The organism is Pseudomonas fluorescens, from assembly GCF_030344995.1.
GTDB lineage: Bacteria > Pseudomonadota > Gammaproteobacteria > Pseudomonadales > Pseudomonadaceae > Aquipseudomonas > Aquipseudomonas fluorescens_BF.
The window spans coordinates 5,122,415-5,146,313 of record NZ_CP128260.1 but is presented as its reverse complement, the minus strand read 5'-3'; the positions used below and the strand labels follow the sequence as shown (position 1 = coordinate 5,146,313).

27 protein-coding genes and 1 tRNA gene are annotated in these 23,899 nt (G+C 58.6%); 22 read left to right on the top strand and 6 right to left on the bottom strand.

Features of this window, described 5'->3' with window-relative positions:
- The first annotated feature begins 15 nt into the window (after positions 1-15).
- The gene (locus QR290_RS23085) at positions 16-855 is read left to right on the top strand and encodes a mechanosensitive ion channel family protein (RefSeq protein ID WP_007951217.1); all 840 of its coding nucleotides are present in this window, start codon (positions 16-18) and stop codon (positions 853-855) included.
- 122 nt (positions 856-977) lie between these two features.
- On the opposite strand, the gene QR290_RS23080 is transcribed toward QR290_RS23085, so the two are convergent.
- Positions 978-2,327, bottom strand: a complete 1,350-nt coding sequence (locus tag QR290_RS23080) for an OprD family porin (RefSeq protein ID WP_115078990.1) — start codon at positions 2,325-2,327, stop codon at positions 978-980.
- 898 nt (positions 2,328-3,225) lie between these two features.
- Between QR290_RS23080 and QR290_RS23075 the strand changes: the two genes are divergently transcribed.
- On the top strand, positions 3,226-3,651 hold the full coding sequence (locus QR290_RS23075; protein WP_085697177.1) for an HIT family protein: 426 nt from the start codon (positions 3,226-3,228) through the stop codon (positions 3,649-3,651).
- A gap of 3 nt (positions 3,652-3,654) precedes the next feature.
- Positions 3,655-3,861 (top strand): SlyX family protein, encoded by a 207-nt coding sequence (locus QR290_RS23070; protein ID WP_039766003.1) that lies wholly within the window; start codon positions 3,655-3,657, stop codon positions 3,859-3,861.
- 86 nt (positions 3,862-3,947) lie between these two features.
- Here the strand turns inward: QR290_RS23070 and QR290_RS23065 are convergent, their stop codons facing one another.
- Positions 3,948-4,550 carry a cold-shock protein gene (locus QR290_RS23065; protein WP_007951213.1) on the bottom strand — a complete coding sequence of 201 codons (603 nt, stop codon included), beginning with the start codon at positions 4,548-4,550 and terminating at the stop codon, positions 3,948-3,950.
- A 308-nt stretch (positions 4,551-4,858) separates the two neighbouring features.
- On the opposite strand from QR290_RS23065, the gene QR290_RS23060 reads away from it, so the two are divergent.
- From QR290_RS23060 to nadA, 19 genes are all read left to right on the top strand, one after another.
- Positions 4,859-5,329 (top strand): Dps family protein, encoded by a 471-nt coding sequence (locus tag QR290_RS23060; RefSeq protein WP_289203686.1) that lies wholly within the window; start codon positions 4,859-4,861, stop codon positions 5,327-5,329.
- Positions 5,330-5,573: 244 nt separating this feature from the next.
- Positions 5,574-5,921, top strand: a complete 348-nt coding sequence (locus tag QR290_RS23055; RefSeq protein WP_289203685.1) for a ribbon-helix-helix domain-containing protein — start codon at positions 5,574-5,576, stop codon at positions 5,919-5,921.
- Positions 5,922-6,034: 113 nt separating this feature from the next.
- On the top strand, positions 6,035-6,256 hold the full coding sequence (locus QR290_RS23050; protein WP_007951210.1) for an FmdB family zinc ribbon protein: 222 nt from the start codon (positions 6,035-6,037) through the stop codon (positions 6,254-6,256).
- Between the two features lie 108 nt (positions 6,257-6,364).
- Complete coding sequence (gene aspS / locus QR290_RS23045; RefSeq protein WP_289203684.1) at positions 6,365-8,140, top strand: aspartate--tRNA ligase; 1,776 nt, start codon at positions 6,365-6,367, stop codon at positions 8,138-8,140.
- A 124-nt stretch (positions 8,141-8,264) separates the two neighbouring features.
- Positions 8,265-9,011, top strand: coding sequence for a YebC/PmpR family DNA-binding transcriptional regulator (locus QR290_RS23040; RefSeq protein ID WP_003227527.1), 747 nt, complete (start codon positions 8,265-8,267; stop codon positions 9,009-9,011).
- Positions 9,012-9,168: 157 nt separating this feature from the next.
- Positions 9,169-9,696 carry a crossover junction endodeoxyribonuclease RuvC gene (ruvC, locus tag QR290_RS23035; protein WP_115078986.1) on the top strand — a complete coding sequence of 176 codons (528 nt, stop codon included), beginning with the start codon at positions 9,169-9,171 and terminating at the stop codon, positions 9,694-9,696.
- A gap of 114 nt (positions 9,697-9,810) precedes the next feature.
- On the top strand, positions 9,811-10,419 hold the full coding sequence (gene ruvA, locus QR290_RS23030) for a Holliday junction branch migration protein RuvA (protein WP_007951205.1): 609 nt from the start codon (positions 9,811-9,813) through the stop codon (positions 10,417-10,419).
- Positions 10,420-11,481, top strand: coding sequence for a Holliday junction branch migration DNA helicase RuvB (gene ruvB / locus QR290_RS23025; RefSeq protein ID WP_115078985.1), 1,062 nt, complete (start codon positions 10,420-10,422; stop codon positions 11,479-11,481).
- 127 nt (positions 11,482-11,608) lie between these two features.
- On the top strand, positions 11,609-12,076 hold the full coding sequence (ybgC, locus tag QR290_RS23020) for a tol-pal system-associated acyl-CoA thioesterase (RefSeq protein WP_007951203.1): 468 nt from the start codon (positions 11,609-11,611) through the stop codon (positions 12,074-12,076).
- A complete protein-coding gene (gene tolQ / locus QR290_RS23015) occupies positions 12,066-12,761 on the top strand; it encodes a protein TolQ (RefSeq protein ID WP_007912733.1) in 696 nt (231 codons plus the stop codon). Before ybgC ends, tolQ begins: the two co-directional genes overlap by 11 nt.
- A 23-nt stretch (positions 12,762-12,784) precedes the next feature.
- Positions 12,785-13,237, top strand: a complete 453-nt coding sequence (gene tolR / locus QR290_RS23010) for a protein TolR (RefSeq protein WP_162130475.1) — start codon at positions 12,785-12,787, stop codon at positions 13,235-13,237.
- Positions 13,237-14,316, top strand: a complete 1,080-nt coding sequence (tolA, locus tag QR290_RS23005) for a cell envelope integrity protein TolA (protein WP_011335641.1) — start codon at positions 13,237-13,239, stop codon at positions 14,314-14,316. Before tolR ends, tolA begins: the two co-directional genes overlap by 1 nt.
- A gap of 17 nt (positions 14,317-14,333) precedes the next feature.
- Positions 14,334-15,614 carry a Tol-Pal system beta propeller repeat protein TolB gene (gene tolB, locus QR290_RS23000; RefSeq protein ID WP_166742344.1) on the top strand — a complete coding sequence of 427 codons (1,281 nt, stop codon included), beginning with the start codon at positions 14,334-14,336 and terminating at the stop codon, positions 15,612-15,614.
- 52 nt (positions 15,615-15,666) lie between these two features.
- Positions 15,667-16,164: a peptidoglycan-associated lipoprotein Pal gene (gene pal, locus QR290_RS22995; RefSeq protein ID WP_003178634.1), complete on the top strand. Its 498-nt coding sequence runs from the start codon at positions 15,667-15,669 to the stop codon at positions 16,162-16,164.
- 6 nt (positions 16,165-16,170) lie between these two features.
- Complete coding sequence (ybgF, locus tag QR290_RS22990) at positions 16,171-17,010, top strand: tol-pal system protein YbgF (RefSeq protein ID WP_115078984.1); 840 nt, start codon at positions 16,171-16,173, stop codon at positions 17,008-17,010.
- A gap of 165 nt (positions 17,011-17,175) precedes the next feature.
- On the top strand, positions 17,176-17,823 hold the full coding sequence (gene queE, locus QR290_RS22985; protein ID WP_115078983.1) for a 7-carboxy-7-deazaguanine synthase QueE: 648 nt from the start codon (positions 17,176-17,178) through the stop codon (positions 17,821-17,823).
- A gap of 1 nt (position 17,824) precedes the next feature.
- Complete coding sequence (gene queC / locus QR290_RS22980; protein WP_007951197.1) at positions 17,825-18,517, top strand: 7-cyano-7-deazaguanine synthase QueC; 693 nt, start codon at positions 17,825-17,827, stop codon at positions 18,515-18,517.
- A 63-nt stretch (positions 18,518-18,580) separates the two neighbouring features.
- A tRNA-Lys gene (locus QR290_RS22975) sits at positions 18,581-18,656 on the top strand.
- A 271-nt stretch (positions 18,657-18,927) separates the two neighbouring features.
- Entirely contained in the window at positions 18,928-19,986 is a 1,059-nt protein-coding gene (gene nadA, locus QR290_RS22970) for a quinolinate synthase NadA (RefSeq protein WP_039766022.1), read from the top strand.
- A gap of 58 nt (positions 19,987-20,044) precedes the next feature.
- Here the strand turns inward: nadA and QR290_RS22965 are convergent, their stop codons facing one another.
- From QR290_RS22965 to QR290_RS22950, 4 genes are all read right to left on the bottom strand, one after another.
- Positions 20,045-20,533 (bottom strand): RDD family protein, encoded by a 489-nt coding sequence (locus QR290_RS22965; RefSeq protein ID WP_289203683.1) that lies wholly within the window; start codon positions 20,531-20,533, stop codon positions 20,045-20,047.
- Between the two features lie 96 nt (positions 20,534-20,629).
- Positions 20,630-20,842 (bottom strand): cold-shock protein, encoded by a 213-nt coding sequence (locus tag QR290_RS22960; RefSeq protein WP_007951194.1) that lies wholly within the window; start codon positions 20,840-20,842, stop codon positions 20,630-20,632.
- Positions 20,843-21,246: 404 nt separating this feature from the next.
- Complete coding sequence (gene gcvT, locus QR290_RS22955; protein WP_289203682.1) at positions 21,247-22,371, bottom strand: glycine cleavage system aminomethyltransferase GcvT; 1,125 nt, start codon at positions 22,369-22,371, stop codon at positions 21,247-21,249.
- 93 nt (positions 22,372-22,464) lie between these two features.
- On the bottom strand, positions 22,465-23,841 hold the full coding sequence (locus QR290_RS22950; RefSeq protein ID WP_007951192.1) for an L-serine ammonia-lyase: 1,377 nt from the start codon (positions 23,839-23,841) through the stop codon (positions 22,465-22,467).
- Positions 23,842-23,899: the final 58 nt, after the last annotated feature.

The following is a 23,899-nucleotide window of genomic DNA, read 5'->3' as shown; positions in this document are numbered from 1 at the left end:
ATCAGGAGATAAAAGATGGATTTGAATGCTGAGGTGGACAACCTGGTCAAGGCGTCCCAGGCGTGGATTCCGATGATCATGGAGTACGGCAGCCGTGTGCTGCTGGCGGTGATCACCCTGGCCATCGGCTGGTGGCTGATCAACAAGGTCACACAAAAGCTCGGCGGCCTGTTGGCCCTGCGCAATGCCGACCTGGCACTGCAAGGTTTCATCAGCAGCCTGGCCAACATCATTCTCAAGGTGCTGCTGATCGTCAGCGTGGCGTCGATGATCGGCGTCGAGACCACTTCGTTCGTTGCGGCGATCGGTGCGGCCGGCCTGGCCATTGGTCTGGCATTGCAGGGCAGCCTGGCGAACTTCGCCGGCGGCGTGCTGATTCTGCTGTTCCGTCCGTTCCGTATCGGTGACTGGATCGAAGCCCAGGGTGTGGCGGGTACCGTCGACAGCATCCAGATCTTCCACACCGTGCTGCGCACTGGTGACAACAAGACCATCATCGTCCCGAACGGTAACCTGTCCAACGGCATCATCACCAACACCAATCGTCAGCCGACCCGCAAGGTTGTGTTCGATGTGGGTGTGGATTACGAAGCCGATCTGCAAAAGGCCCGTCAGGTACTGCTGGATCTGGCCAAGGATGATCGTGTTCTGCAGGATCCGGCGCCTCAGGCCGTTATTTCGACACTGGGTGACAGTTCGATCACTGTTTCTCTGCGGGTATGGGTTAAAACAGCGGATTACTGGGATGTGATGTTCATGTTTAACGAACAATCCCGTGATCGTTTAAAGACCGCAGGCATTGATATTCCTTTTCCGCAACGAGTGATTCGTGTGGTTCAGGAATCGGCAGTGTAATGATAGGTTGCTAATTAATTGCCTGACTTGTCGGTCAGGCAATTACTGTTAGTGACAGGTAATAAAAAAAGGCCCATCCGAAGATGGGCCTTTTTTCATGCTTCCAAACTAACCACTGACAATTACAAGATGTTCAGTGGGTATTCGGTGATCAGACGGAACTCTTTGACATCGCCTTCACCTTGGTCAGCGTTGGCAGTGTGCCAAGCTTGACGAATGCGGAAGGACAGATCTTTCGCTGGGCCAGACTGAACAACGTACTTGGCTTCGAAGTTGGTTTCGTGGTGTTTGCCGTCTTCACCGTACAGACCGGTGTAAGGGCTACCTGCCGGGGTGCTGGTACCGTCGATGTCCCAACCTTTCACGTAACGAACCATGAAGCTCAGGCCTGGAACGCCATACTCGGCCATTTTCAGGTCATAACGGGCTTGAACGGATTTCTCGCCAGGACCGTTGAAGTCAGAGTACTGGATGGAGTTGGCGAGGAAGATCGAGTCACCACCGCGGTTGTTCTTGCCTACGCCGACGTAGTCGAACGGAGTGTCACCGTTGACCTTCTGGAAGGCCAGAGTGAAAGTGTGTGCTTTCAGGAACGACAGCGCGGTTGCCAGGGAGAAGGCAGTGTTGCTGATTTCGCCTGCCAGCTTGTCACCGGTGTCGGTGGTGCGATAGATGTTGAAGTCAGTGTTCAACGAAGTGTCACCACCAAATGGAGTGGTGAGGTTCACGTTCGCGTAGTACTGGTTCCAGATATCTTCCAGCTTGGCACCGTAGAGCGATGCGCTCAGGTTGTCGGTGATGCCGTACTTGCCGCCGAAGTAGTCGATTGTCTTGGATTCTACGCCTGCGTAGTTGGCGTACAGGCCGCCGGTACGGGCGTTCTTGTCTTGGCTGGTTGCCGAGTAGAAGTGACCGGCTTCGAGGTCCAGGTCTTTGACTTCACTGCTCTGCAATTGGAAGCCAGTGGCCGTTTGCGGAATGATGCGCGAACCGCCGACAGCGAACACTGGAGCAGTGCTTGGCTGCTGGTCACCGAATTTCAGCTCGGTTTTGGAAATGCGGAATTTAACGGCAGCGCCGGCTTTGCCTTGGCTGTCGTTGACATCACGAGCACCGTTGTTCGGATTGACGGTGTCGCTGCGGCTCATGTTGCCGGAACCGGAAGTGCCGTCACCGCCGTCCAGTTTGACAGCCAGGTAACCGAATGCATCGATACCTACGCCGACAGTGCCTTCGGTATAACCGGAGGTGAAGTTACCGAGGAAACCCTGGGTCCAGTCTTTTTGGTCACGACCACCGTTCTTGTTGTCCCGGTTGAAGTAGTAGTTTTTCAGCACTTCAGTGAACTTGGCGTCATCAACAAAGCCTTTGGCTTCAGCCTGGTCACTTACGAACGGTGCGGCCGTAGCCATCTGAGTACTGGCTGCTGCTGCAACTGCCAGTGCGATCATGCTCCACTTCATCACGCGCATCGTGATTTGCTCCTTTGGTTTTAGAAGAGTACTGCCGTCCCACCTGTTTTATTATCTGGGCGGCTCTTTCTTTTTGTGTCGGCGCAAACTTATATCACGCCGACCATGTTGGCGATACTTGCGCATCCAACCTTTCAGCTTCTTTACGAGCGTGTCGCAATCGGCTTGGTAGATGTCGCAAATTTACAGTCCAAATGCAATGGGACTGACAACTTCAGCGCTGTTTTACAGGGCTGAGCATCGGTAAAAAAGAGTCCCTTGGCAAAACGCTTGAATCTCCATCGGGCAACCCTGCCACTGTTTTTATGGGGCTCAAGGCATCCACTTCTTGTGGTGCGCTTATAGTCCATATGGGTATGAATGCAACAAGCGTGCACAAACCGCTGAATTGTTCCGGTTTTTTTCGAGGTGCTCGTCTGACGCTGTAAAAACCTCATAAATCCGGGGGCTTCGAGGGCCTTTCATACAGGCTTGACGCCATCCTTCGCATGGTGTTGCTCCCTGAGTTTCGCTACGCGACAACCAAAAACGTTACCGGTTCACCCCGTCGGTGAGTATTCGGCGGATGCCCGACGCACTTAGCGTAGACGCACTGTGCGGTTTTGGTGCAAAAAAATTCAAAGGCTGTACTGAATTCATACAGTTGGGTCGCTGGATGAACGTGAACACTGAGGTGTGAGTGGGTCATTTTGTTCGGTTCGTTCGCTTTCCCGGTTCCGTCCTGGTGCGCGCGAGTCATAAATGTCACATCCCGGGGCGTGGAGGAATTCTTGCGGCGACGCTGTTCGCCGTGAAGGTCACTCCAATCGCAGGTATGCTGCCATCCAGTCGCTTGGCGCGCCGCATTCACAGTGGGGCGCTAAGCTGAAAACAGGTCATTTCGCCGGGAGTGCGCGCAGTGTTTGCTTTAGATTCACGACTTCAACAGGACACGCTGACCATCGGCGATTTCCCGCTTTGCCGACTGCTGTTGTCCAACGACGCCAACTACCCGTGGTTCATCCTTGTGCCTCGTCGCGACGATATCAGCGAGTTGTTTCAGTTGGATGTCGCCGACCAGCAGCGTTTGTGGCAGGAAACCACCGCCCTGGCCGAGGTGCTGAAGGATTCCTTCGACGCCGACAAGATGAATGTGGCGACCCTGGGTAATGTGGTCAGCCAGCTGCATATGCATGTGATCGTGCGTAAGCGGGACGATGCCGCCTGGCCGGCGCCGGTCTGGGGCAAGCACCCCGCCAAACCTTACAGTGCCGGGCAAGTGGCTGCGATCCGCGAGCGCCTGCGTCTGGTACTGGACGAAGATTTCACCTTTCTGGAGGGCTGAGTCATGAGCCTCGAACAACGTGTTACCGAGCTGGAAAGCCGCCTGGCGTTTCAGGACGACACCATCCAGGCATTGAACGACGTGCTGGTGGAACAGCAGCGTGTGGTCGAGCGTCTGCAATTGCAGATGGCGGCCGTACTCAAGCGTCAGGAGGAGATGGTGGGGCAGATCGGGTCTTTTGAAGAAGATGCGCCGCCGCCACACTATTGAAATGTGTGCGGGGATGTTCCCGTGCTCCCAATAAAAAACCGCGAACAGCCAGGCTGTTCGCGGTTTTTTTATTGCGGGGACGTGGATCAGCGGCGCGGCAGGGCAGCGATCACGTCTTCGGCCTGCAGGCCCTTGTCACGGTTCATCACCGAGAACTCCACGCGCTGGCCTTCGACCAGAACGCGGTGGCCTTCGCCACGGATGGCGCGAAAGTGCACGAAAATATCATCGCCGGAATCCCGGGAGATAAAGCCGAAGCCCTTGGAGGTGTTGAACCACTTGACGGTGCCGGTATCGCGGTTGCTCATGTCGTAGCTTTGCGCGGCGGCAGCCGGGGAAGATTTATAGAAGCTGACGGCCAGGTGCAGGACCACGGCAACCAGAGCGATCACCAGGCTGAACAGCACGGCTGGCTGGCCGGCGATGACAGGCATCGGCGCGATCAGGGTCAGGGTTTGCAGGACGACGGTCAGGACCAGCAAGGCGCTGACCAGATTTTGCAGATGCTGGCGCGGACCTTTGTTCCAGTAAGGGATAACTGGCGCAAGGATCAGGTTCAGCAGGCCGAAAAAGGCCAGGTAAAGTGCATCGGGTTGTTGCAGGTAAGGTACCGCTTCGGACTTCAGGCTAGGTATGAAGGACAGCAGCAAGGCTGCTGCGCCCATTAGCAGGTGGACGATTTTCAACATTTTTATTGACTCACGTTATGACGGCTCACAAGGAAGAGCTGAAGGCGCACGGTTCGCTTCGGAACAATAAGAGGCGTTGGACACGTGCACGGCATCAGCCTATGCGCAGGCCCGGAAAACGGGGCGTAGCGACACACTGCCTATTTAACAGCAAAGCCTGCGGCTACTCAAATCACGCCGGCCAGCGGCAGGCACCGGACGATTTGTCGCGTCTATCGGGTCCATACGGGGGCTGCGGGGCGGGGGTGGCCTTGCTACAGTGAACCGACACCTGCTGGATGAATTTCAATCGCCGTTAGGGGGTAAGCATGGCAATCGATATCGGTATCAGTGAAGAAGACCGCAAATCCATCGTCGAAGGGCTCTCGCGCCTGCTGTCGGACACCTACGTGCTGTATCTGAAGACCCACAACTTCCACTGGAATGTCACCGGGCCGATGTTCCGGACGCTGCATCTGATGTTCGAGGAGCAATACAACGAACTGGCCCTGGCGGTTGACTCGATTGCCGAACGCATCCGGGCGCTGGGCTTTCCGGCGCCGGGCGCCTACGCAACCTATGCGCGCCTGTCTTCTATTAGAGAAGAGGAGGGCGTGCCGAGTGCCGAGGACATGATCAAGCAATTGGTCGAGGGTCAGGAAGCGGTCACCCGTACGGCGCGGGGGATTTTTCCTCTGCTGGACAAGGTCAGTGACGAACCGACCGCCGACCTGCTGACTCAACGCATGCAGGTTCACGAGAAAACCGCGTGGATGCTGCGTGCACTGCTCGAGGCCTGATGACGGGAGGCGCACGGACATTCATGGTTCGTGCGCTCTTCTCTTTTTACCTCGGAAACTTCACCTGCGACGGTAGGAAATCAGGAAGGCGCCCCACCGCTCCATGATCCTCCGTATCGTGTTGGCTTATCCTACGTGGATGGTCAAAAAGTCGTCTGGATCCGCCTTTGCACCTGCGCTTCTAATGAGGTCACAGGATTTCGCCTTGATCACAGGCGCAAAATGGCAAAGGAGTGTCAGCTATATGGAAAGTGGAGGCAGGCGACGAGACATTGCTGTCGGTTTGCAACAGGAAAAGTTCGGGGAGCCGTTTCTCGGCGGGTTCGACATGGAGTTGATCCGGCCGCTGTCCCGATCGGTACGCCTGAACGGGTTCGCGACCTGCATGCGGCTGGAGCAGGTTTACTGGAACATCCTGGGCCGGATGGCCGAGGACAATTGCTGTTCGGTCGGCACGCTGTTGTCCCGTGTCGATCGTGAAGTGCACCTGCGTCATGGCGGGGTGAAAAACTTCAGCGGTCTGGTGCGGGTGGTGTGCGTGGTGCATGGCCTGCGGGATTCTCCGGGGACGCACGGCGCGGGTTGTCACTGACAAGACGGCCTGTGCAGTCTTCCGGCTGCACAGGCCGCATTTAATGGATATAATCCCGCTCTTTCGCCGCACAGCCCTGCGCGTGCTGGCAATCTGATTGCCGAGACAACCCCATGCCGATGTACGATTACCAATGTGCTTCCTGTGGTCATCAGTTGGAAGCCATTCAAAAGATCAGCGACGCACCACTGGTCGATTGCCCTGCCTGCCAGGCGCCGGAACTCAAGAAGCAGCTGTCGATGCCGGGCTTTCGCCTCAGCGGCAGCGGCTGGTACGAAACCGATTTCAAGACCGGCGCGAAGAAGAATCTGGCCGGTGGCGACAAATCTGACTAGGGTTCAAACCCAGGTCGAACGACACGCGCGAGTTTCCACAGGTTGCACAGTGCTTGAGTGCAACCGGATCTCCACCGAATTTCGAATTACGAGAAGCGAACCACTACCATGATGCGCAGCCATTATTGCGGCCAACTGAACGAAAGCCTGGAAGGCCAGGAAATTACCCTTTGCGGATGGGTTCACCGTCGTCGCGACCACGGCGGGGTGATTTTCCTCGATATCCGTGATCGTGACGGTCTGGCCCAGGTAGTGTTCGATCCGGATCGCGCCGAGAGCTTCGCCGCCGCCGATCGCGTGCGCAGCGAATACGTTGTGAAGATCACCGGCAAGGTTCGTCTGCGTCCGGCCGGTGCCACCAACGCCAACATGGCGTCGGGCATGATCGAAGTGCTGGGCTACGAACTGGAAGTGCTGAACGAGTCGGAAACCCCGCCGTTCCCGCTGAACGAGTTCTCCGACGTCGGCGAAGAAACCCGCCTGCGTTATCGCTTCCTGGACCTGCGTCGTCCGGAAATGGCCGAGAAGCTGCGTCTGCGTTCGCGCATGACCACCAGCATCCGTCGCTACCTGGACGAAAACGGCTTCCTCGACGTCGAAACGCCGATCCTGACCCGTGCCACTCCGGAAGGCGCGCGCGACTACCTCGTGCCGAGCCGTACCCACGCCGGTTCGTTCTTCGCGCTGCCGCAATCGCCACAGCTGTTCAAGCAACTGCTGATGGTTGCCGGCTTCGACCGTTACTACCAGATCGCCAAGTGCTTCCGCGACGAAGACCTGCGTGCCGACCGTCAGCCTGAGTTCACTCAGATCGACATCGAGACCAGCTTCCTCGACGAAAAAGACATCATGGGCCTGACCGAAGGCATGATCCGCAACCTGTTCAAGGAAGTGCTGGATCTGGAATTCGGCGAATTCCCGCACATGACTTTCGAAGAAGCCATGCGCCGTTACGGTTCCGACAAGCCAGACCTGCGTAACCCGCTGGAACTGGTCGACGTGGCCGATCAGCTGAAAGAAGTTGATTTCAAGGTGTTCAGCGGCCCTGCCAACGATCCGAAATGCCGTATCGCCGCGCTGCGCGTTCCAGGCGGCGCGAGCATGCCGCGCAAGCAGATCGACGACTACACCAAGTTCGTCGGCATCTATGGTGCCAAGGGCCTGGCGTACATCAAGGTCAACGAGCGCGGTGCCGGTGTTGAAGGCCTGCAATCGCCGATCGTGAAAAACATCCCGGAAGCCAATCTGAACGTGATCCTCGATCGCGTCGGCGCAGTCGACGGCGACATCGTGTTCTTCGGCGCCGACAAGGCCAAGATCGTCAGCGAAGCCCTGGGCGCGCTGCGGATCAAGCTCGGTCACGACCTGAAGCTGCTGACCTGCGAGTGGGCACCGATGTGGGTCGTAGACTTCCCGATGTTCGAAGAGAACGACGACGGCAGCTTCTCGGCTCTGCACCACCCGTTCACCGCACCGAAGTGCTCGCCTGAAGAGCTGGAAGCCAACCCGGCTGGCGCTCTGTCCCGTGCCTACGACATGGTCCTGAACGGCACCGAACTGGGTGGCGGTTCGATCCGTATCCACCGCAAAGAGATGCAACAGGCGGTGTTCCGTCTGCTGGGCATCAACGAAGCGGAACAGGAAGAGAAGTTCGGCTTCCTGCTCGACGCCCTGAAATACGGCGCGCCACCGCACGGTGGTCTGGCCTTCGGTCTGGACCGTCTGGTGATGCTGATGACCGGCGCCCAGTCGATCCGTGAAGTGATCGCCTTCCCGAAAACCCAGAGTGCTGCCGACGTGATGACGCAGGCGCCGGGTGTGGTGGATGCGAAAGCATTGCGCGAATTGCACATTCGTTTGCGCGAAACGCCAAAGGCCGAGTAAGACGGTCCTGAAGGCGCATCTTCGGATGCGCCTTTTTTCTTTCTGCAGTGATTGAAAACAAGATTTTTTTGCTGGCCGATGCATCTGCATGGCGAGCATTGTTCAAGAGAATTCGGAGCGAGTTATGGCAGGTCATTCCAAGTGGGCGAACATCAAGCACCGCAAAGAACGCCAGGATGCCAAGAGAGGCAAGATTTTCACCAAGTGGATCCGCGAACTGACCGTGGCGGCCCGTCAGGGCGGCGGTGATCCGGGCTCCAACCCGCGTCTGCGTCTGGCACTGGACAAGGCGCTGGGCGCCAACATGAGCCGGGACATCATCGATCGCGCTGTGGCCCGTGGTGCCGGTGCGACCGAAGCCGACAACGTTGAAGAGCTGACCTACGAAGGTTACGGCCCGGGTGGCGTGGCCGTGATGGTCGAGTGCATGACCGACAACCGCAACCGTACGGCAGCGGCCGTGCGCCACGCATTCAGCAAATGTGGCGGCAACCTCGGTACCGACGGGTCGGTAGCCTACCTGTTCGAACGCAAGGGCCAGATCAGCTTTGCCCCGGGTGTCGATGAAGACGCGCTGACGGAAGCGGCGCTGGAAGCCGATGCCGACGACGTAGTCAGCCACGAAGATGGCTCGATCGACGTGTTCACCTCGTTCACCAGTTTCTATGCGGTGCGCAATGCCCTGGAGGCCGCAGGCTTCAAGGGTGATGACGCGGAAATCGTCATGCAGCCGACCACCAGCGCCGAACTGGATCTGGAGGGCGCCGAGAAGGTGCTCAAGCTGATCGACATGCTGGAAGACCTGGACGACGTGCAGAACGTCTACTCCAACGCGGACATTCCGGAAGACGTGGCCGCTCAGCTCGGTTAAGAGCGACTAGGCTGCAATGTGGGAGCTGGCTTGCCAGCGATGGCGTCGGCACATCAGGTAATGATGGTGCCTGACACACCGTCATCGCTGGCAAGCCAGCTCCCACATTTGTTATGCGTTATCTCGAATTCAGTGCTTTTACCGAACCTGCAGGCTTATGACTTTAATTCTTGGTATCGACCCCGGTTCGCGCATTACCGGTTACGGCATTGTTCGCGATGCCGGACGCGGCGGTTGCATCTATGTCGCCTCGGGTTGTATCCGCACCGGTGCCGGCGAGCTGCATGAGCGGTTGCAGATCGTCTATCGCGGCGTGCGGGAAATCATCCAGACCTACGGCCCCGTGACCATGGGCATCGAAAAGGTGTTCATGGCGAAAAACGCCGATTCGGCGTTGAAGCTCGGACAGGCCCGTGGGGCCGCTATCGTTGCCGGCGCCGAAGAGAGCCTGGAGATTGCCGAGTACACGGCCACCCAGGTCAAGCAGGCTGTGGTCGGCACCGGCGCCGCCAATAAAGAGCAGGTGCAGATGATGGTCATGCACATGCTCAAGCTGACCAGCAAACCGCAAATCGACGCTTCGGATGCCCTGGCGATTGCCATTTGTCACGCCCACACCCGCTCCAGTCTGTTGCCGCACGGCCTGGGAACGGCACGCAGTCGTGGCGGGCGCCTGCGTCTCTGATAGCATCAGCAGTCAATTTCACGGAATGTGGATTTCGCGCCTGAGTCGTCGGCCGTCAATCCATGTTCTGTCGGTCGCCAGCCCACGGCTGGCCAACGCTCAAGGATCTGAAACGTGATTGGACGCTTGCGCGGCACTCTGGCTGAGAAGCAGCCGCCGCACCTGATTCTGGATGTAAACGGCCTCGGGTATGAGCTGGAAGTGCCCATGACCACCCTTTATCGTCTGCCGTCGGTCGGTGAACCGCTGACCTTGCACACCCATTTGGTCGTACGCGAAGACGCGCAGTTACTCTATGGTTTTGCCGGCAAGCGTGAGCGAGACTTTTTTCGCGAGTTGATCCGTCTCAATGGTGTGGGGCCGAAACTGGCCCTGGCCTTGATGTCGAGTCTGGAAGTCGACGAACTGATCCGCTGCGTGCAATCCCAGGACACCTCGGCGCTGACCAAGGTACCGGGCGTGGGCAAGAAAACCGCCGAGCGTCTGCTGGTCGAGCTCAAGGATCGCTTCAAGGCCTGGGAAACCTCGCCGGCCATGTTCGCACTGGTACCGAACCAGCCGGACGGCCCGGCGCCGGTCAATACCGCCGAGAACGATGCGGTCAGCGCGCTGATTTCCCTGGGCTACAAGCCACAGGAAGCGAGCAAGGCGATTTCCGCGATCAAAGAGAAAGGCCTGAGCAGCGAAGACATGATTCGACGCGCCCTGAAGGGAATGATTTAAGTGATTGAAGCTGATCGTCTGATCGCCGCCACGCACAGTCCGCGTGAGCGCGAAGAAGTCCAGGATCGGGCGATACGTCCCGTCAGCCTGGCCGAATACATCGGCCAGCCGACCGTTCGCGAGCAGATGGAACTGTTTATCCAGGCCGCCCGCGGCCGTAGCGAATCCCTCGACCACACCCTGATCTTCGGGCCGCCGGGGCTGGGTAAAACCACGCTGGCCAACATCATCGCCCAGGAAATGGGCGTGTCGATCAAGAGCACTTCCGGCCCGGTGCTGGAACGGCCGGGTGATCTGGCGGCGCTGTTGACCAATCTTGAACCGCACGATGTGCTGTTCATCGATGAAATCCATCGTCTGTCGCCGATTGTTGAAGAAGTGCTGTACCCGGCCATGGAAGATTTCCAGCTCGACATCATGATCGGTGAAGGGCCGGCGGCGCGTTCGATCAAGCTCGATCTGCCGCCGTTCACCCTGGTCGGTGCGACCACGCGGGCGGGCATGCTGACCAACCCGTTGCGTGACCGTTTCGGCATTGTCCAGCGTCTCGAGTTCTACAGCACCGCTGACCTGGCGACGATTGTCAGCCGTTCGGCGAGCATCCTCGGTCTGCCGCTGGATCCGGAAGGGTCTTTCGAAATTGCCCGTCGCGCCCGCGGTACGCCGCGAATCGCCAACCGGCTGCTGCGTCGGGTGCGGGATTTCGCCGAAGTCCGGGCCAAGGGCCACATCACCAAGGCTGTCGCGGACCTGGCGCTGAACCTGCTGGATGTCGACGAGCACGGTTTCGATCATCAGGACCGGCGTCTGCTGTTGACCATGATCGAGAAGTTCGATGGCGGCCCGGTGGGCATCGACAGTCTGGCGGCGGCGATCAGCGAAGAACGCCACACCATTGAAGACGTGCTCGAGCCGTACCTGATTCAGCAGGGTTACATCATGCGGACGCCGCGCGGCAGGGTGGTTACCCGTCACGCGTACCTGCATTTTGGTTTAAACATTCCGACACGAATGGGCGAAATGCCCGTGGCAGACGAGTTTCTCGATGCCGTGGACGATTGATACACATTTATTGGCGATTTATTCAGCGTTTGTACTGTCTCAGGACGGTACTTTTGCGGTAAAGCCTTTGAACAATGAAAAACAGTTGCCTGGCCGGATTGGCAACCCGAGGAGTAAGCACTAGAGTATGCGCGCGCAAAACGGGCTTGAGCCGTTCGCACATCGTTGTCGCGTTTATTACGAGGACACCGATGCGGGCGGCATCGTGTATTACGTTAATTACCTCAAGTTTATGGAACGGGCTCGAACCGAGCGGCTCCGGGAGCTGGGCTTTGCCCAGTCGGCGCTGGCAGGGGAGGACCTGTTGTTCGTCGTGCATTCCAGCGAAGCGCGTTATCACGCGCCGGCGCGACTGGACGACGAGCTTCTGGTAAGCGCTGATGTAATCGAATTGAACCGTGCCAGCCTGCGCTTTCGACAGCAGGTCAGGCGGGCAACGGATAATGTGCTGCTCTGCGAAGGGCAGTTTCTGGTGGCCTGTGTGCGCACTAACAGTTTGAAACCCCGGGCCCTTCCCGAAGACCTGCGTGCGGCCTTTGCCGACGCGGTCGGCACGGGTACACACTCAAAGCAGGAGATAAAGCGTGGAAGCTAACGTCGTCGACCATTCCTCCATGTGGAGCCTGGTCAGCAATGCCAGCATCGTGGTGCAGTTGGTAATGTTGACCCTGGTGGCCGCATCGGTGACCTCATGGATCATGATCTTTCAGCGCAGCAATCTGCTGCGCGCCGGTCGACGTGCCCTGGAGAGCTTCGAGGAGCGCTTCTGGTCAGGTATCGACCTGTCCAAACTCTACCGTCAGGCCGGCAGCAACCCGGATCCGGATTCGGGCGTCGAGCAGATCTTCCGTGCCGGCTTCAAGGAGTTCTCCCGTCTGCGTCAGCAGCCAGGCGTCGACCCTGAAGCGGTAATGGAAGGTGTGGCCCGTGCCATGCGCGTCGCCATCTCCCGCGAAGAAGAAAAGCTCGAGCAGAGCCTGCCGTTCCTCGCCACCGTAGGTTCCGTCAGCCCGTACATCGGTCTGTTCGGTACCGTCTGGGGGATCATGAACTCCTTCCGTGGTCTGGCCAGCGCCCAGCAAGCCACTCTCGCCACCGTGGCACCGGGCATCGCCGAAGCCCTGATCGCCACCGCGATCGGTCTGTTTGCCGCGATCCCGGCCGTTATCGCTTACAACCGTTTCTCTGCCCGCAGCGAAACCTTGCTGAGCCGCTACTACACCTTCGCCGATGAATTCCAGGCGATCCTGCACCGCAAAGTGCACACCAGCGAAGAATAAGCAGGTATTTCCCGATGGCTTTAATCACTCGAGCCCGACACAAGCGCAAGCCGGTCGCCGAGATGAACGTAGTGCCTTACATCGACGTGATGCTGGTGCTGCTGGTCATCTTCATGGTGACTGCGCCGATGCTCAATCAGGGCGTGAAAGTGGATCTGCCCAAGGTTTCCAGCGAAGCCTTGCCGCAGGACAACAACACCCAGGTGCTGACCATTTCGATCAAGTCGGACAAGACCTATTACTGGAACCTTGGCAGCGAAGTCGACACCGAGAAGCAGCAGGACCGGGCCATGACCCTGCCACAGATGACCGATGCGGTGACCAAGATCATTCGCGCCGGCACTGAAGGCGGCAAGCGTACCCAGGTCTTCATCCGTGGCGACAAGTCCGTCGATTATGGCTCCGTCATGGGCGCCATGGGCGGGTTGCAGAAAGCCGGGGTCGGTAACGTTGGCTTGATCACCGAGGCGCCCTGATGCAGCAACAGCGAGAGCCGTCCGCCTCGGAAAGCTACTTCTGGCCTAGTGTCTGGGCGATTGGCTTGCACGTGCTGGTGTTCGGCATGCTGTTCGTCAGTTTCGCCCTGACCCCGGAGCTGCCGCCGGCCAAGCCGATTGTCCAGGCGACCCTGTACCAGCTGAAATCGAAAAGTCAGGCAACCACCCAGACCAATCAGAAGATTGCGGGTGAGGCGAAGAAATCCGCCGCGCGCCAGACCGAAGTCGAGCAGATGGAGCAGAAAAAGGTCGAGCAGGAAGCGGTGAAGGCTGCGGAACAAAAGAAAGAAGAAGCGGCTCAAAAGGCCGAGGAAGCCAAGAAGGCCGATGAGGCGAAGAAAGCGGACGAAGCGAAGAAGGCTGATGAAGCCAAGAAAGCCGACGACGCGAAGAAAGCCGCCGAAGCCAAGAAGGCAGAAGAGAAACAATTGGCTGATATAGCCAAGAAGAAAGCCGAAGAAGAAGCCAAGAAGGCTGCTGAAGAAGAGGCCAAGAAAGCGGCCGCTGAAGAAGCCAAGAAGAAGATCGTCGAAGACGCGAAGAAGAAAGCCGCCGAAGACGCCAAGAAGAAAGCTGAAGCTGAAGAGGCGAAGAAGAAAGTCGCCGAAGACGCGAAGAAGAAAGCTGCTGCCGATGCTGCGAAGAAGAAAGCGCAGGACGCGGCACGTAAATCCGCCGAAGACAAAAAGGCTCAGGCCCTGGCAGATTTGCTTTCCGACACGCCGCAGCGCCAGCAGGCCTTGGCCGATGAGCAGGGCGATGAAGTCGCGGGCAGTTTCGATGACCTGATTCGTGCGCGGGCAGCGGAAGGCTGGGCACGTCCACCTTCGGCACGCAAAGGCATGACGGTTGTGCTGCAGATCGGCATGTTGCCGGACGGTACGGTGACTTCGGTCAGCGTGGCCAAGTCCAGTGGCGACGGTCCGTTCGATGCGTCGGCAGTGGCAGCGGTCAAGAATATTGGACGTTTGACGGAAATGCAGGGAATGAAGCCGAGCGATTTCGCTCCGTATCGTTCATTCAAGATGACATTCACACCTGAGGATCTAGCCTTGTGAGAAACCTTCTTCGAGGAATGCTGGTCGTGATCTGCTGCATGGCAGGGATCGCGATGGCGGATGAAAAGAACATTCTGGTCACCAGCGGCAGCGATCGGGCGACTCCGATCGCCGTCGTACCGTTCGGTTTCCAGGGCGGTGCCGTCCTGCCGGATGACATGGCTGAAATCATTGGTAACGATTTGCGCAACTCGGGCTACTACTCGCCGATTCCAAAGCAAAACATGATCAGCCAGCCAAGCCAGCCGAGCGAAATCATCTTCCGTGACTGGAAGGCGGTGGGCGCGCAATACATGATGGTCGGCAGCATCGTGCCGGCTGGCGGCCGTCTGCAGGTGCAATGGGCTTTGTTCAACGTCGCCACCGAACAGAAAGTGGCTGACGGCAGTGTGTCCGGTACCACCGAACAGCTGCGCGACATGGCGCACTACATCTCTGATCAGTCGTTCGAAAAACTGACCGGCATCAAAGGTGCATTCTCGACTCGCCTGCTGTACGTCACAGCCGAGCGTTTCTCCGAGAAGAACACCCGTTACACCCTGCAGCGTTCGGACTATGACGGCGCCCGCGCCGTGACCCTGCTGCAATCGCGCGAGCCGATCCTGTCGCCGCGTTTTGCACCGGACGGCAAGCGTATCGCCTACGTGTCGTTCGAACAGAAGCGCCCACGCATCTTCATGCAGAACATCGACACTGGTCGCCGCGAGCAGATCACCAACTTCGAAGGCCTGAACGGCGCGCCAGCCTGGTCGCCGGACGGCAATCGCCTGGCGTTCGTACTGTCGAAAGACGGTAATCCGGACATTTATGTGATGAACCTCGGTTCGCGTCAGATCACCCGCGTGACCGCAGGTCCTGGCATCAACACCGAACCGTACTGGGGCAAGGATGGTTCGACCATCTACTTCACCTCCGATCGTGGCGGCAAGCCGCAGATCTACAAGACCAGTGCCGGTGGCGGCGGTGCCGAGCGTGTGACGTTCGTGGGCAACTACAACGCCAACCCCAAGCTTTCGGCGGATGAAAAGACCCTGGTGATGATCCATCGTCAGGACGGTTTCACCAATTTCAAAGTGGCGGCCCAGGATTTGCAGCGCGGAAGTGTAAAAATCCTCACTGATAGCACTCTGGACGAGTCGCCTACTGTTGCGCCCAACGGCACCATGGTAATCTACGCCACCCGCCAGCAGGGCCGGGGAGTCTTGATGCTCGTGTCCATTAATGGACGCGTGAGGCTCCCGCTTCCTACCGCTCAAGGCGAAGTCAGAGAACCGTCCTGGTCCCCTTACCTGAACTGACGCGGCGCTTTACGTTTTACTTAACACACTGGGGTTCATTAGGAGTTTCACGATGGAAATGCTGAAGTTTGGTAAATTTGCTGCGCTGGCTCTGGCCATGGCTGTAGCTGTAGGTTGCTCGTCCAAAGGCGGCGACAACGCCGGTGAAGGCGCTGTTGATCCAAACGCTGGTTACGGCGCAAACACTGGTGCAGTTGACGGTTCCCTGAGCGAAGAAGCTGCTCTGCGCGCAATCACCACCTTCTACTTCGAATACGACAGCTCGGACCTGAAGCCAGAAGCCATGCGCGCTCTGGACGTTCACGCCAAAGACCTGAAAGCAAACGGCGCTCGCGTTGTTCTGGAAGGCAACACCGACGAACGTGGTACTCGTGAGTACAACATGGCACTGGGCGAGCGTCGTGCGAAAGCCGTTCAGCGCTACCTGGTACTGCAAGGTGTTTCCCCAGCTCAGCTGGAACTGGTTTCCTACGGCGAAGAGCGTCCAGTTGCTACCGGCAACGACGAGCAGTCCTGGGCTCAAAACCGTCGCGTCGAACTGCGTAAGTAATTCGATATGCGAACGTGCCGTCGTGCTGTAACTGTTCTGGCTCTCAGCCTCGCGCCGCTTGCGGCGTGGGCTGCGGTTCCTGTGGTCGATGACAACTCCGGTTATAACAATAGCGGGAGCAGTTATCCGCCTGCAGGTTACGGTACGAACGGCGCCTATGCCGGGGGAGCGGCTTCGGCCCCTGCCTCGGCAAACGGCATGCTGTTTAACCAACTGCAACAAATGCAGGATCAGATATCGCGCCAGCAAGGCGTGATCGAAGAACTGCAGAACCAGGTTTCGCGCATGAAACAGGAATCCCTGGAGCGATACCAGGATCTTGATCGGCGCATAGGATCCGGCGTTGCACCTGCCGCGACTCCCGAGAATTCTTCTGCCGGTGGCGATGCAAGTGCTGCTGCCGGTGCCGCCGCTGGAGCCGGGGCCGCTGCGGCCGCCCAGGCACCTGCCGCGGGTGGCGAACCGGCTGATCCGGCCAAGGAAAAGCTGTATTACGATGCCGCTTTCGACCTGATCAAGGCCAAGGATTTCGACAAGGCCAGCCAGGCGTTTGCCGCTTTCCTGCGTAAGTACCCGAACAGCCAATACGCGGGCAACGCCCAGTACTGGCTGGGTGAAGTGAACCTGGCCAAAGGCGATCTGCAAGGTGCAGGTCAGGCTTTCGCCAAGGTTTCGCAGCTGTATCCCAAGCACGCCAAAGTGCCGGACTCGCTGTACAAGCTGGCTGACGTAGAGCGCCGCCTCGGTCATACCGAGAAGGTCAAAGGCATTTTGCAGCAGGTGGTGGCCCAGTATCCGGGTACGTCCGCCGCTCAGTTGGCCCAGCGCGATCTGCAACGCATGTAACACCGTTTGACCCGTTTGGAAGAAACCCGCGCTTGTCGCGGGTTTTTTCGTTAGAATTCACGCCCTTTTATGAAACACGCTTCTGGTGATCTACGCGTTGGCGGGGTTGCCTGAAGTGCCTGACGGAGGCGGACAGCCTGTTTAGCTGTTACGCCCGTGGCGACTATGCAAGACACATTGAGAATCACCGAAGTTTTCTACTCGTTGCAGGGGGAAACGCGGACTGCCGGGCTGCCCACTGTTTTCGTGCGCCTGACCGGTTGCCCGTTGCGTTGCCAATACTGCGACAGCGCCTACGCATTCAGCGGTGGCACGATCCGCACCCTCGACGACATCCTCGAGCAAGTGGCCGGCTTTCGCCCACGCTACGTCTGCGTCACTGGCGGTGAGCCGCTGGCTCAGCCCAATGCCATCCCTTTGCTCAAACAGCTGTGCGATGCCGGCTACGAAGTCTCGCTGGAAACCAGCGGCGCCCTCGACATCTCGGCGGTCGATCCGCGGGTCAGTCGGGTGGTCGACCTGAAGACGCCTGACTCCAAAGAAGCCCATCGCAACCGTTACGAGAACATCGAACTGCTGACGCCCAACGATCAGGTGAAGTTTGTCATCTGCTCGCGGGAGGACTATGACTGGGCGGTATCGAAGCTGATCCAGTACGGTCTTGAGCGACGTGCAGGTGAAGTGCTGTTTTCCCCAAGTCACCACGACCTGAACGCTCGGGATCTGGCGGACTGGGTGGTGGCGGATAACCTGCCAGTGCGTCTGCAACTGCAGATGCATAAATATCTATGGAATGATGAGCCGGGGCGCTGAGATGACTGAACAACTGAACACTAGCCAAAAACGTGCGGTAATCCTGCTGTCGGGTGGTCTGGACTCGGCTACGGTCGTGGCGATGGCCCGCGCTGAAGGCTACGCCTGCTACACCATGAGTTTCGATTACGGTCAGCGCTCCCATGCCGAACTGCATGCCGCTGCTCGCGTTGCTCGCGATCTGGGTGTGGTCGAGCACAAGGTGATCGGCCTGAACCTGAACGGCATGGGCGGTTCGGCCCTGACCGACACCAGCATCGATATCCCGGAAGAGTTGGGCGAAGGCATTCCGGTGACTTACGTGCCGGCGCGCAACACGGTTTTCCTGTCGTTGGCCTTGGGCTGGGCTGAAGTGCTGGGCGCTCGTGACATCTTTATCGGCGTCAACGCAGTGGATTACTCCGGTTACCCGGATTGCCGTCCCGAGTTCATCGAGTCGTTCGAGCGCATGGCCAATCTGGCGACCAAGGCCGGTGTGGAAGGCAACGGTTTCCGCATCCAGGCACCGCTGCAGAACCTGAGCAAGGCGCAGATCGTCCAGGCGGGCGTGAAGCTTGGCGTAGATTACGGGCTGACCGTTTCCTGCTATCAGGCGGACGATGACGGCCGTGCTTGTGGCAAATGCGACAGCTGCCGACTACGTGCAGAAGGCTTTGCGGCGGCCGGAATCAGCGACCCGACACCTTATTTTTGATTTTTTTCAAAATAGGTGTTGAATAGTCCTTAAAAATCAGTATTATACGCGCCACCACACAGCGGGTCGTTAGCTCAGTTGGTAGAGCAGTTGGCTTTTAACCAATTGGTCGTAGGTTCGAATCCCACACGACCCACCATTTTTGCTGTTTTTAAAAGTCTGGAAGGCCCACGAAAGTGAGGATTTCCGGATTTTTTTTTGCCTGCGATTCGGGCGTCACTCCCTTCGTTTCTTCGCGCCGTGACGCAGGTCAGAATCATCTTTTGTATCAACGGGATATTCTGTAGCCTTGCGCAGCTTCAACGCTGTCCGTGCCTGATAATACTCACTCTCCCGGCGGTACCCTCAAGCGGTCCGGAGCCGGGTGTATACTCGACTTTCGCGCGAATGCGCCTGCAGGTCTTGCGAACATGACGCAGATTTCCGAACGCCTTCTGGTACAAGCCCACCTCGACGCCAAGCAGCCAAAGCCGCTGACGGCCGAGGAAGAGGCTTATTACCGTTCCGCCATCGCCGCCGAGCTCAAGGCTCAGGACGCGGTGTTGGTTGCCCACTTTTATTGCGATCCGATCATCCAGGCCCTCGCCGAAGAAACCGGCGGTTGCGTGTCCGATTCCCTGGAAATGGCCCGCTTCGGCAATGCCCATCCGGCCAAGACCGTGGTGGTTGCCGGCGTGAAATTCATGGGCGAGACCGCGAAGATTCTCAACCCTGAAAAGCGTGTGCTGATGCCGACCCTGGAAGCGACCTGCTCGCTGGATCTGGGTTGCCCGGTGGACGAGTTCTCGGCGTTCTGCGATCAGCATCCGGAGCGCACCGTGGTGGTGTATGCCAACACTTCGGCCGCGGTCAAAGCCCGGGCCGACTGGGTAGTGACCTCCAGCTGCGCACTGGAAATCGTCGAGAGCCTGATGGACAACGGCGAAACCATTATCTGGGGCCCGGACAAGCACCTGGGCACCTACATCCAGCGTCAGACCGGCGCAGACATGCTGCTCTGGGACGGTGCCTGCATCGTCCACGAAGAGTTCAAGTCCAAGCAGCTGGAAGACATGAAAGCGTTGTACCCGGACGCGGCTATTTTGGTGCACCCGGAGTCGCCGACCTCGGTGATCGAACTGGCGGACGCCGTCGGTTCCACCAGTCAGCTGATTGCCGCCGCTCAATCGCTGCCGAACAAGACCCTGATCGTCGCCACCGATCGCGGCATCTTCTACAAGATGCAGCAGCTGTGCCCGGACAAGGTCTTCATCGAGGCGCCAACCGCCGGTAACGGCGCGGCGTGCCGCAGTTGCGCACATTGCCCGTGGATGGCCATGAACACCCTTGAGCGCACGCTGAAGTGCCTGAAGGAGGGCTCGAACGAGATCTTCGTCGACCCGGCCCTGATTCCGCAGGCGATCCGCCCGCTCAAGCGTATGCTCGATTTCACTCAGGCCGCGCGCATGAAACTGGCCGGCAACGCCTGACCTTGCGACGCAAACAAAAACGCCCCGATTGGATCGGGGCGTTTTTGCATCTGGAGGATTATTTGGTTTTCTTCGGGATTCGCACGAGCTGCGTGTCGGAGTAGATGTCATGCCAAGCGCGTTTCTGTTTGTCGAACAGCGACCAGAAGAACCCCAGGCCCAGGCACAGCCACGACGCAATCGACACCATGAACCGCAGCAACGCCTGCCACAGGCTGATCGCAGTGCCATCGGCGTTCTGCACGCGAATGCCCCAGACCTGCATACCCAGGGTCTGCCCGGCGTGGGTCCAGAACTTGGCAAAGAAGCCAAACAACACCAGCAGCAGCACCGTGGAGTACAACGGATCGCCATCCAGTTGCCCGGCGTCGGTCAGAACCCGCAGACGCTCTTCACCGATGATCGCGGCCTGAATCATCTTGTAGAGGCCACCGGTCACGATCAGCAGGGCAGTGCACAGCAGAAAGTCATAGAACATCGCTGCCAGACGACGGCCCAGGCCGACGGCGGGGAATTCGCCCTGGGGAGTGAGCAGGTGTTTCGACATGGCAGCCTCTGGACAGGAAGTGAAGCGCCATTTTACGGATTTGCGCCCACAAAAAAGCCCCTGATATCAATATCAGGGGCTTTTTCGTAACAGAAATCAGGCTTCTGCGATGACTTCGTCAGCTTGCATGCCTTTCTGGCCTTGCACTGCAACGAAGGTCACTTTCTGGCCTTCTTTCAGGCTCTTGAAGCCGTTGCCCTGAATGGCGCGGAAATGCACGAACAGATCCGGACCGCTTTCTGGAGTGATAAAACCAAAACCTTTCTCGTCGTTAAACCACTTGACGGTACCGCTCTGACGTGTGGACATTTCTTATTTCCTTTGACGCATAAATTGATGACAGTCTCTTTCTCATGAAAGAGTACTGGGGCTGGTTGCAGGAGAGTAAGAAGACGTCGAACGGGATGTAGCTAACTTGTAGGCTACTGCCCAGGTCACGATTCCAAGCTGACCCATGCAAACACAGTGGACAAACTCTACGCCAACTACGGGAGGAAAAACAAGCCCTGTGAGGAGCCCGGTTTTCCTGCGCTTGCTGGCACTTAGTCGGTCCACTAGTCCGGCTTATACGATTGGCTTGTTCAATTGTTTTCGAACGTTATAAGCCAAGTTCATATTCGAATCGAATGTAAACGGAGTGCACTGTTTTATGGCGATTGCGTTACACATTAGTGCACGCATAACGCAATCGCGTTACTTATAGAAACAGTCAATCAACCGCGATAGTAGCGTTGTGGAACAAATGGCATTTTGCTTACAAGCAATGGCACCTTTTTCCCACGGACAATCGCCCAAACTGGCGTATCGAGTGCGACATAGGCGCTGTCCAGGTAACCCATGGCCAACGGGCCGCCCAGGGTCGGGCCGAAACCGCCGCTGCATACGCTGCCGATGATCTCGCCTGCTTCGTTGACGATCTCTGCACCTTCACGGACCGGCGTACGCTCTTGCGGCAGCAGGCCGACACGTTTGCGTTGAACGCCGTTCTGCTGTTGAGCGAAGACCTGTTCTGCACCCGGGAAACCACCGGCGCGCGCACCGTCGGCACGCCGAGGCTTGGAGATTGCCCACAGCAGGCTGGCTTCGATCGGGGTGGTTTCGGTGTTCATGTCGTGGCCATACAGGCACAGGCCGGCTTCCAGGCGCAGCGAGTCACGGGCACCGAGGCCGATGGCGGCCACTTCCGGTTCGGCCAGCAGGGCGCGGGCGAGTTTTTCTGCGTTGGCTGCCGGAACCGAGATTTCGAAACCGTCCTCACCGGTGTAGCCCGAACGGCTGACAAAGCAGTCAACGCCCAGCAGCTTCACTCGGGTGAATTGCATGAAGGTCATCTTCGCGACTTCCGGTGCCAGGCGTGCCAGTACGGCTACGGCGGCCGGGCCTTGCAGGGCGAGCAGGGCACGTTCTTCGAACAATTGCTCGATCTTGCATTGATCGCCGATGTGTTTTTGCAGATGCGCGAGATCCTGGTCCTTGCACGCGGCGTTCACCACCAGGATCAGTTCGTCGTTGCCCAGATTGGCAACCATCAGGTCATCAAGGATGCCGCCGGTTTCATTGGTGAACATCGCGTAGCGCTGCATTCCCACCGGCAGGTCGATGATGTCCACCGGCACCAGGGTTTCCAGGGCTTTGGCGGCATTGGCGCCGGTCAGGCGGATCTGGCCCATGTGCGAGACATCGAACAGCCCGGCCTGCTCACGGGTGTGCTGGTGTTCCTTCATAACGCCCAGCGGGTATTGCACCGGCATGTCGTAGCCGGCGAACGGCACCATGCGGGCGCCGAGTTCGATGTGCAGAGCGTGCAGCGGGGTTTTCGACAGTTGTTCGGTGGACATGCGTGACTCCTTGATTCACACCAACCCTCTCCCGGAGGGAGAGGGGGCCAGTTTTGTGTTCTCTCCCAAAGGGAGAGCGAGTTTATGGCGCGATCAGCACTCGATAATGTTGACCGCCAGACCGCCGCGGGCGGTCTCCTTGTATTTGCTTTTCATGTCGGCGCCGGTCTGGCGCATGGTGCGGATGACCTTGTCGAGGGAGACGAAGTGCTGCCCGTCTCCGCGCATGGCCATGCGCACGGCATTGATCGCCTTGACCGAGCCCATGGCGTTGCGTTCGATGCATGGCACTTGAACCAGCCCGCCGATCGGGTCGCAGGTCAAGCCTAGGTTGTGTTCCATGCCGATTTCAGCGGCGTTTTCCACTTGCTGCACGCTGCCGCCGAGCACTTCGCACAGTGCACCGGCCGCCATCGAGCAGGCCACGCCGACCTCGCCCTGACAGCCGACTTCGGCTCCGGAGATCGAGGCGTTTTCCTTGTACAGAATGCCGATGGCCGCCGCGGTCAGCAGGAAGCGCACCACGCCGTCATCGTTCGCGCCGGGAATGAAGCGCATGTAGTAATGCAGCACCGCAGGAATGATTCCTGCAGCGCCGTTGGTCGGTGCTGTCACTACACGCCCGCCGTTGGCGTTTTCTTCGTTGACGGCCAGAGCGTAGAGGTTGACCCAGTCGAGCACCGACAGCGGATCGCGCAGCGACGATTCCGGGTTCTTGCACAGTTGCCGGTGCAACGCCGCCGCCCGCCGCTTGACCTTCAGGCCACCCGGCAGAATGCCTTCGTTGCGACAGCCGGCGGCCACGCAGTCCTGCATCACTTGCCAGATTTTCAGCAGGCCGGCGCGGGTTTCCGCTTCCGGGCGCCAGGCGCTTTCGTTGGTCAGCATCACCTGACTGATCGACAGCCCGTAGGTGGCGCAGTGACCGAGCAAGTCCTTGGCACTCTTGAACGGAAAGGTCAGCGGGGTAGCGTCCTCGACGATGCGGTCGGCTCCGGCCGCGTCTTCGTCGACCACAAAACCGCCGCCGACCGAGTAGTACTCGCGGCTGCGGATCTGCAGTCCCGCCGCATCGAAGGCACGGAAGATCATGCCGTTGGGGTGATAGGCCAACGGCTTGCGGATCATTGCCAGGTGTTCTTTCTCGTTGAACGCGATGCTGTGTTCGCCGAGCAGGTTCAAACGCCCGTTGCCACGAATCTCCGCGAGACGGGCGGCGACGGTTTCGGTATCCACGGTGTCCGGGTGTTCACCTTCCAGGCCCAGCAGCACGGCCTTGTCGCTGCCGTGTCCCTTGCCGGTGGCGCCGAGGGATCCATACAACTCGACCCTGACGCTGGTGGTGGCCGACAACAGGTTTTCCCGGCGCAGGCCTTCAACGAAGCGCGCAGCAGCGCGCATCGGGCCGACGGTGTGGGAACTGGAGGGGCCTATGCCAATCTTGAACAGGTCGAACACGCTTAACGACATGGTTGTTCTCCGGTTTCTTGTTATAGGCACATCAGGCACGCATGAAAGGGGCGGGCGA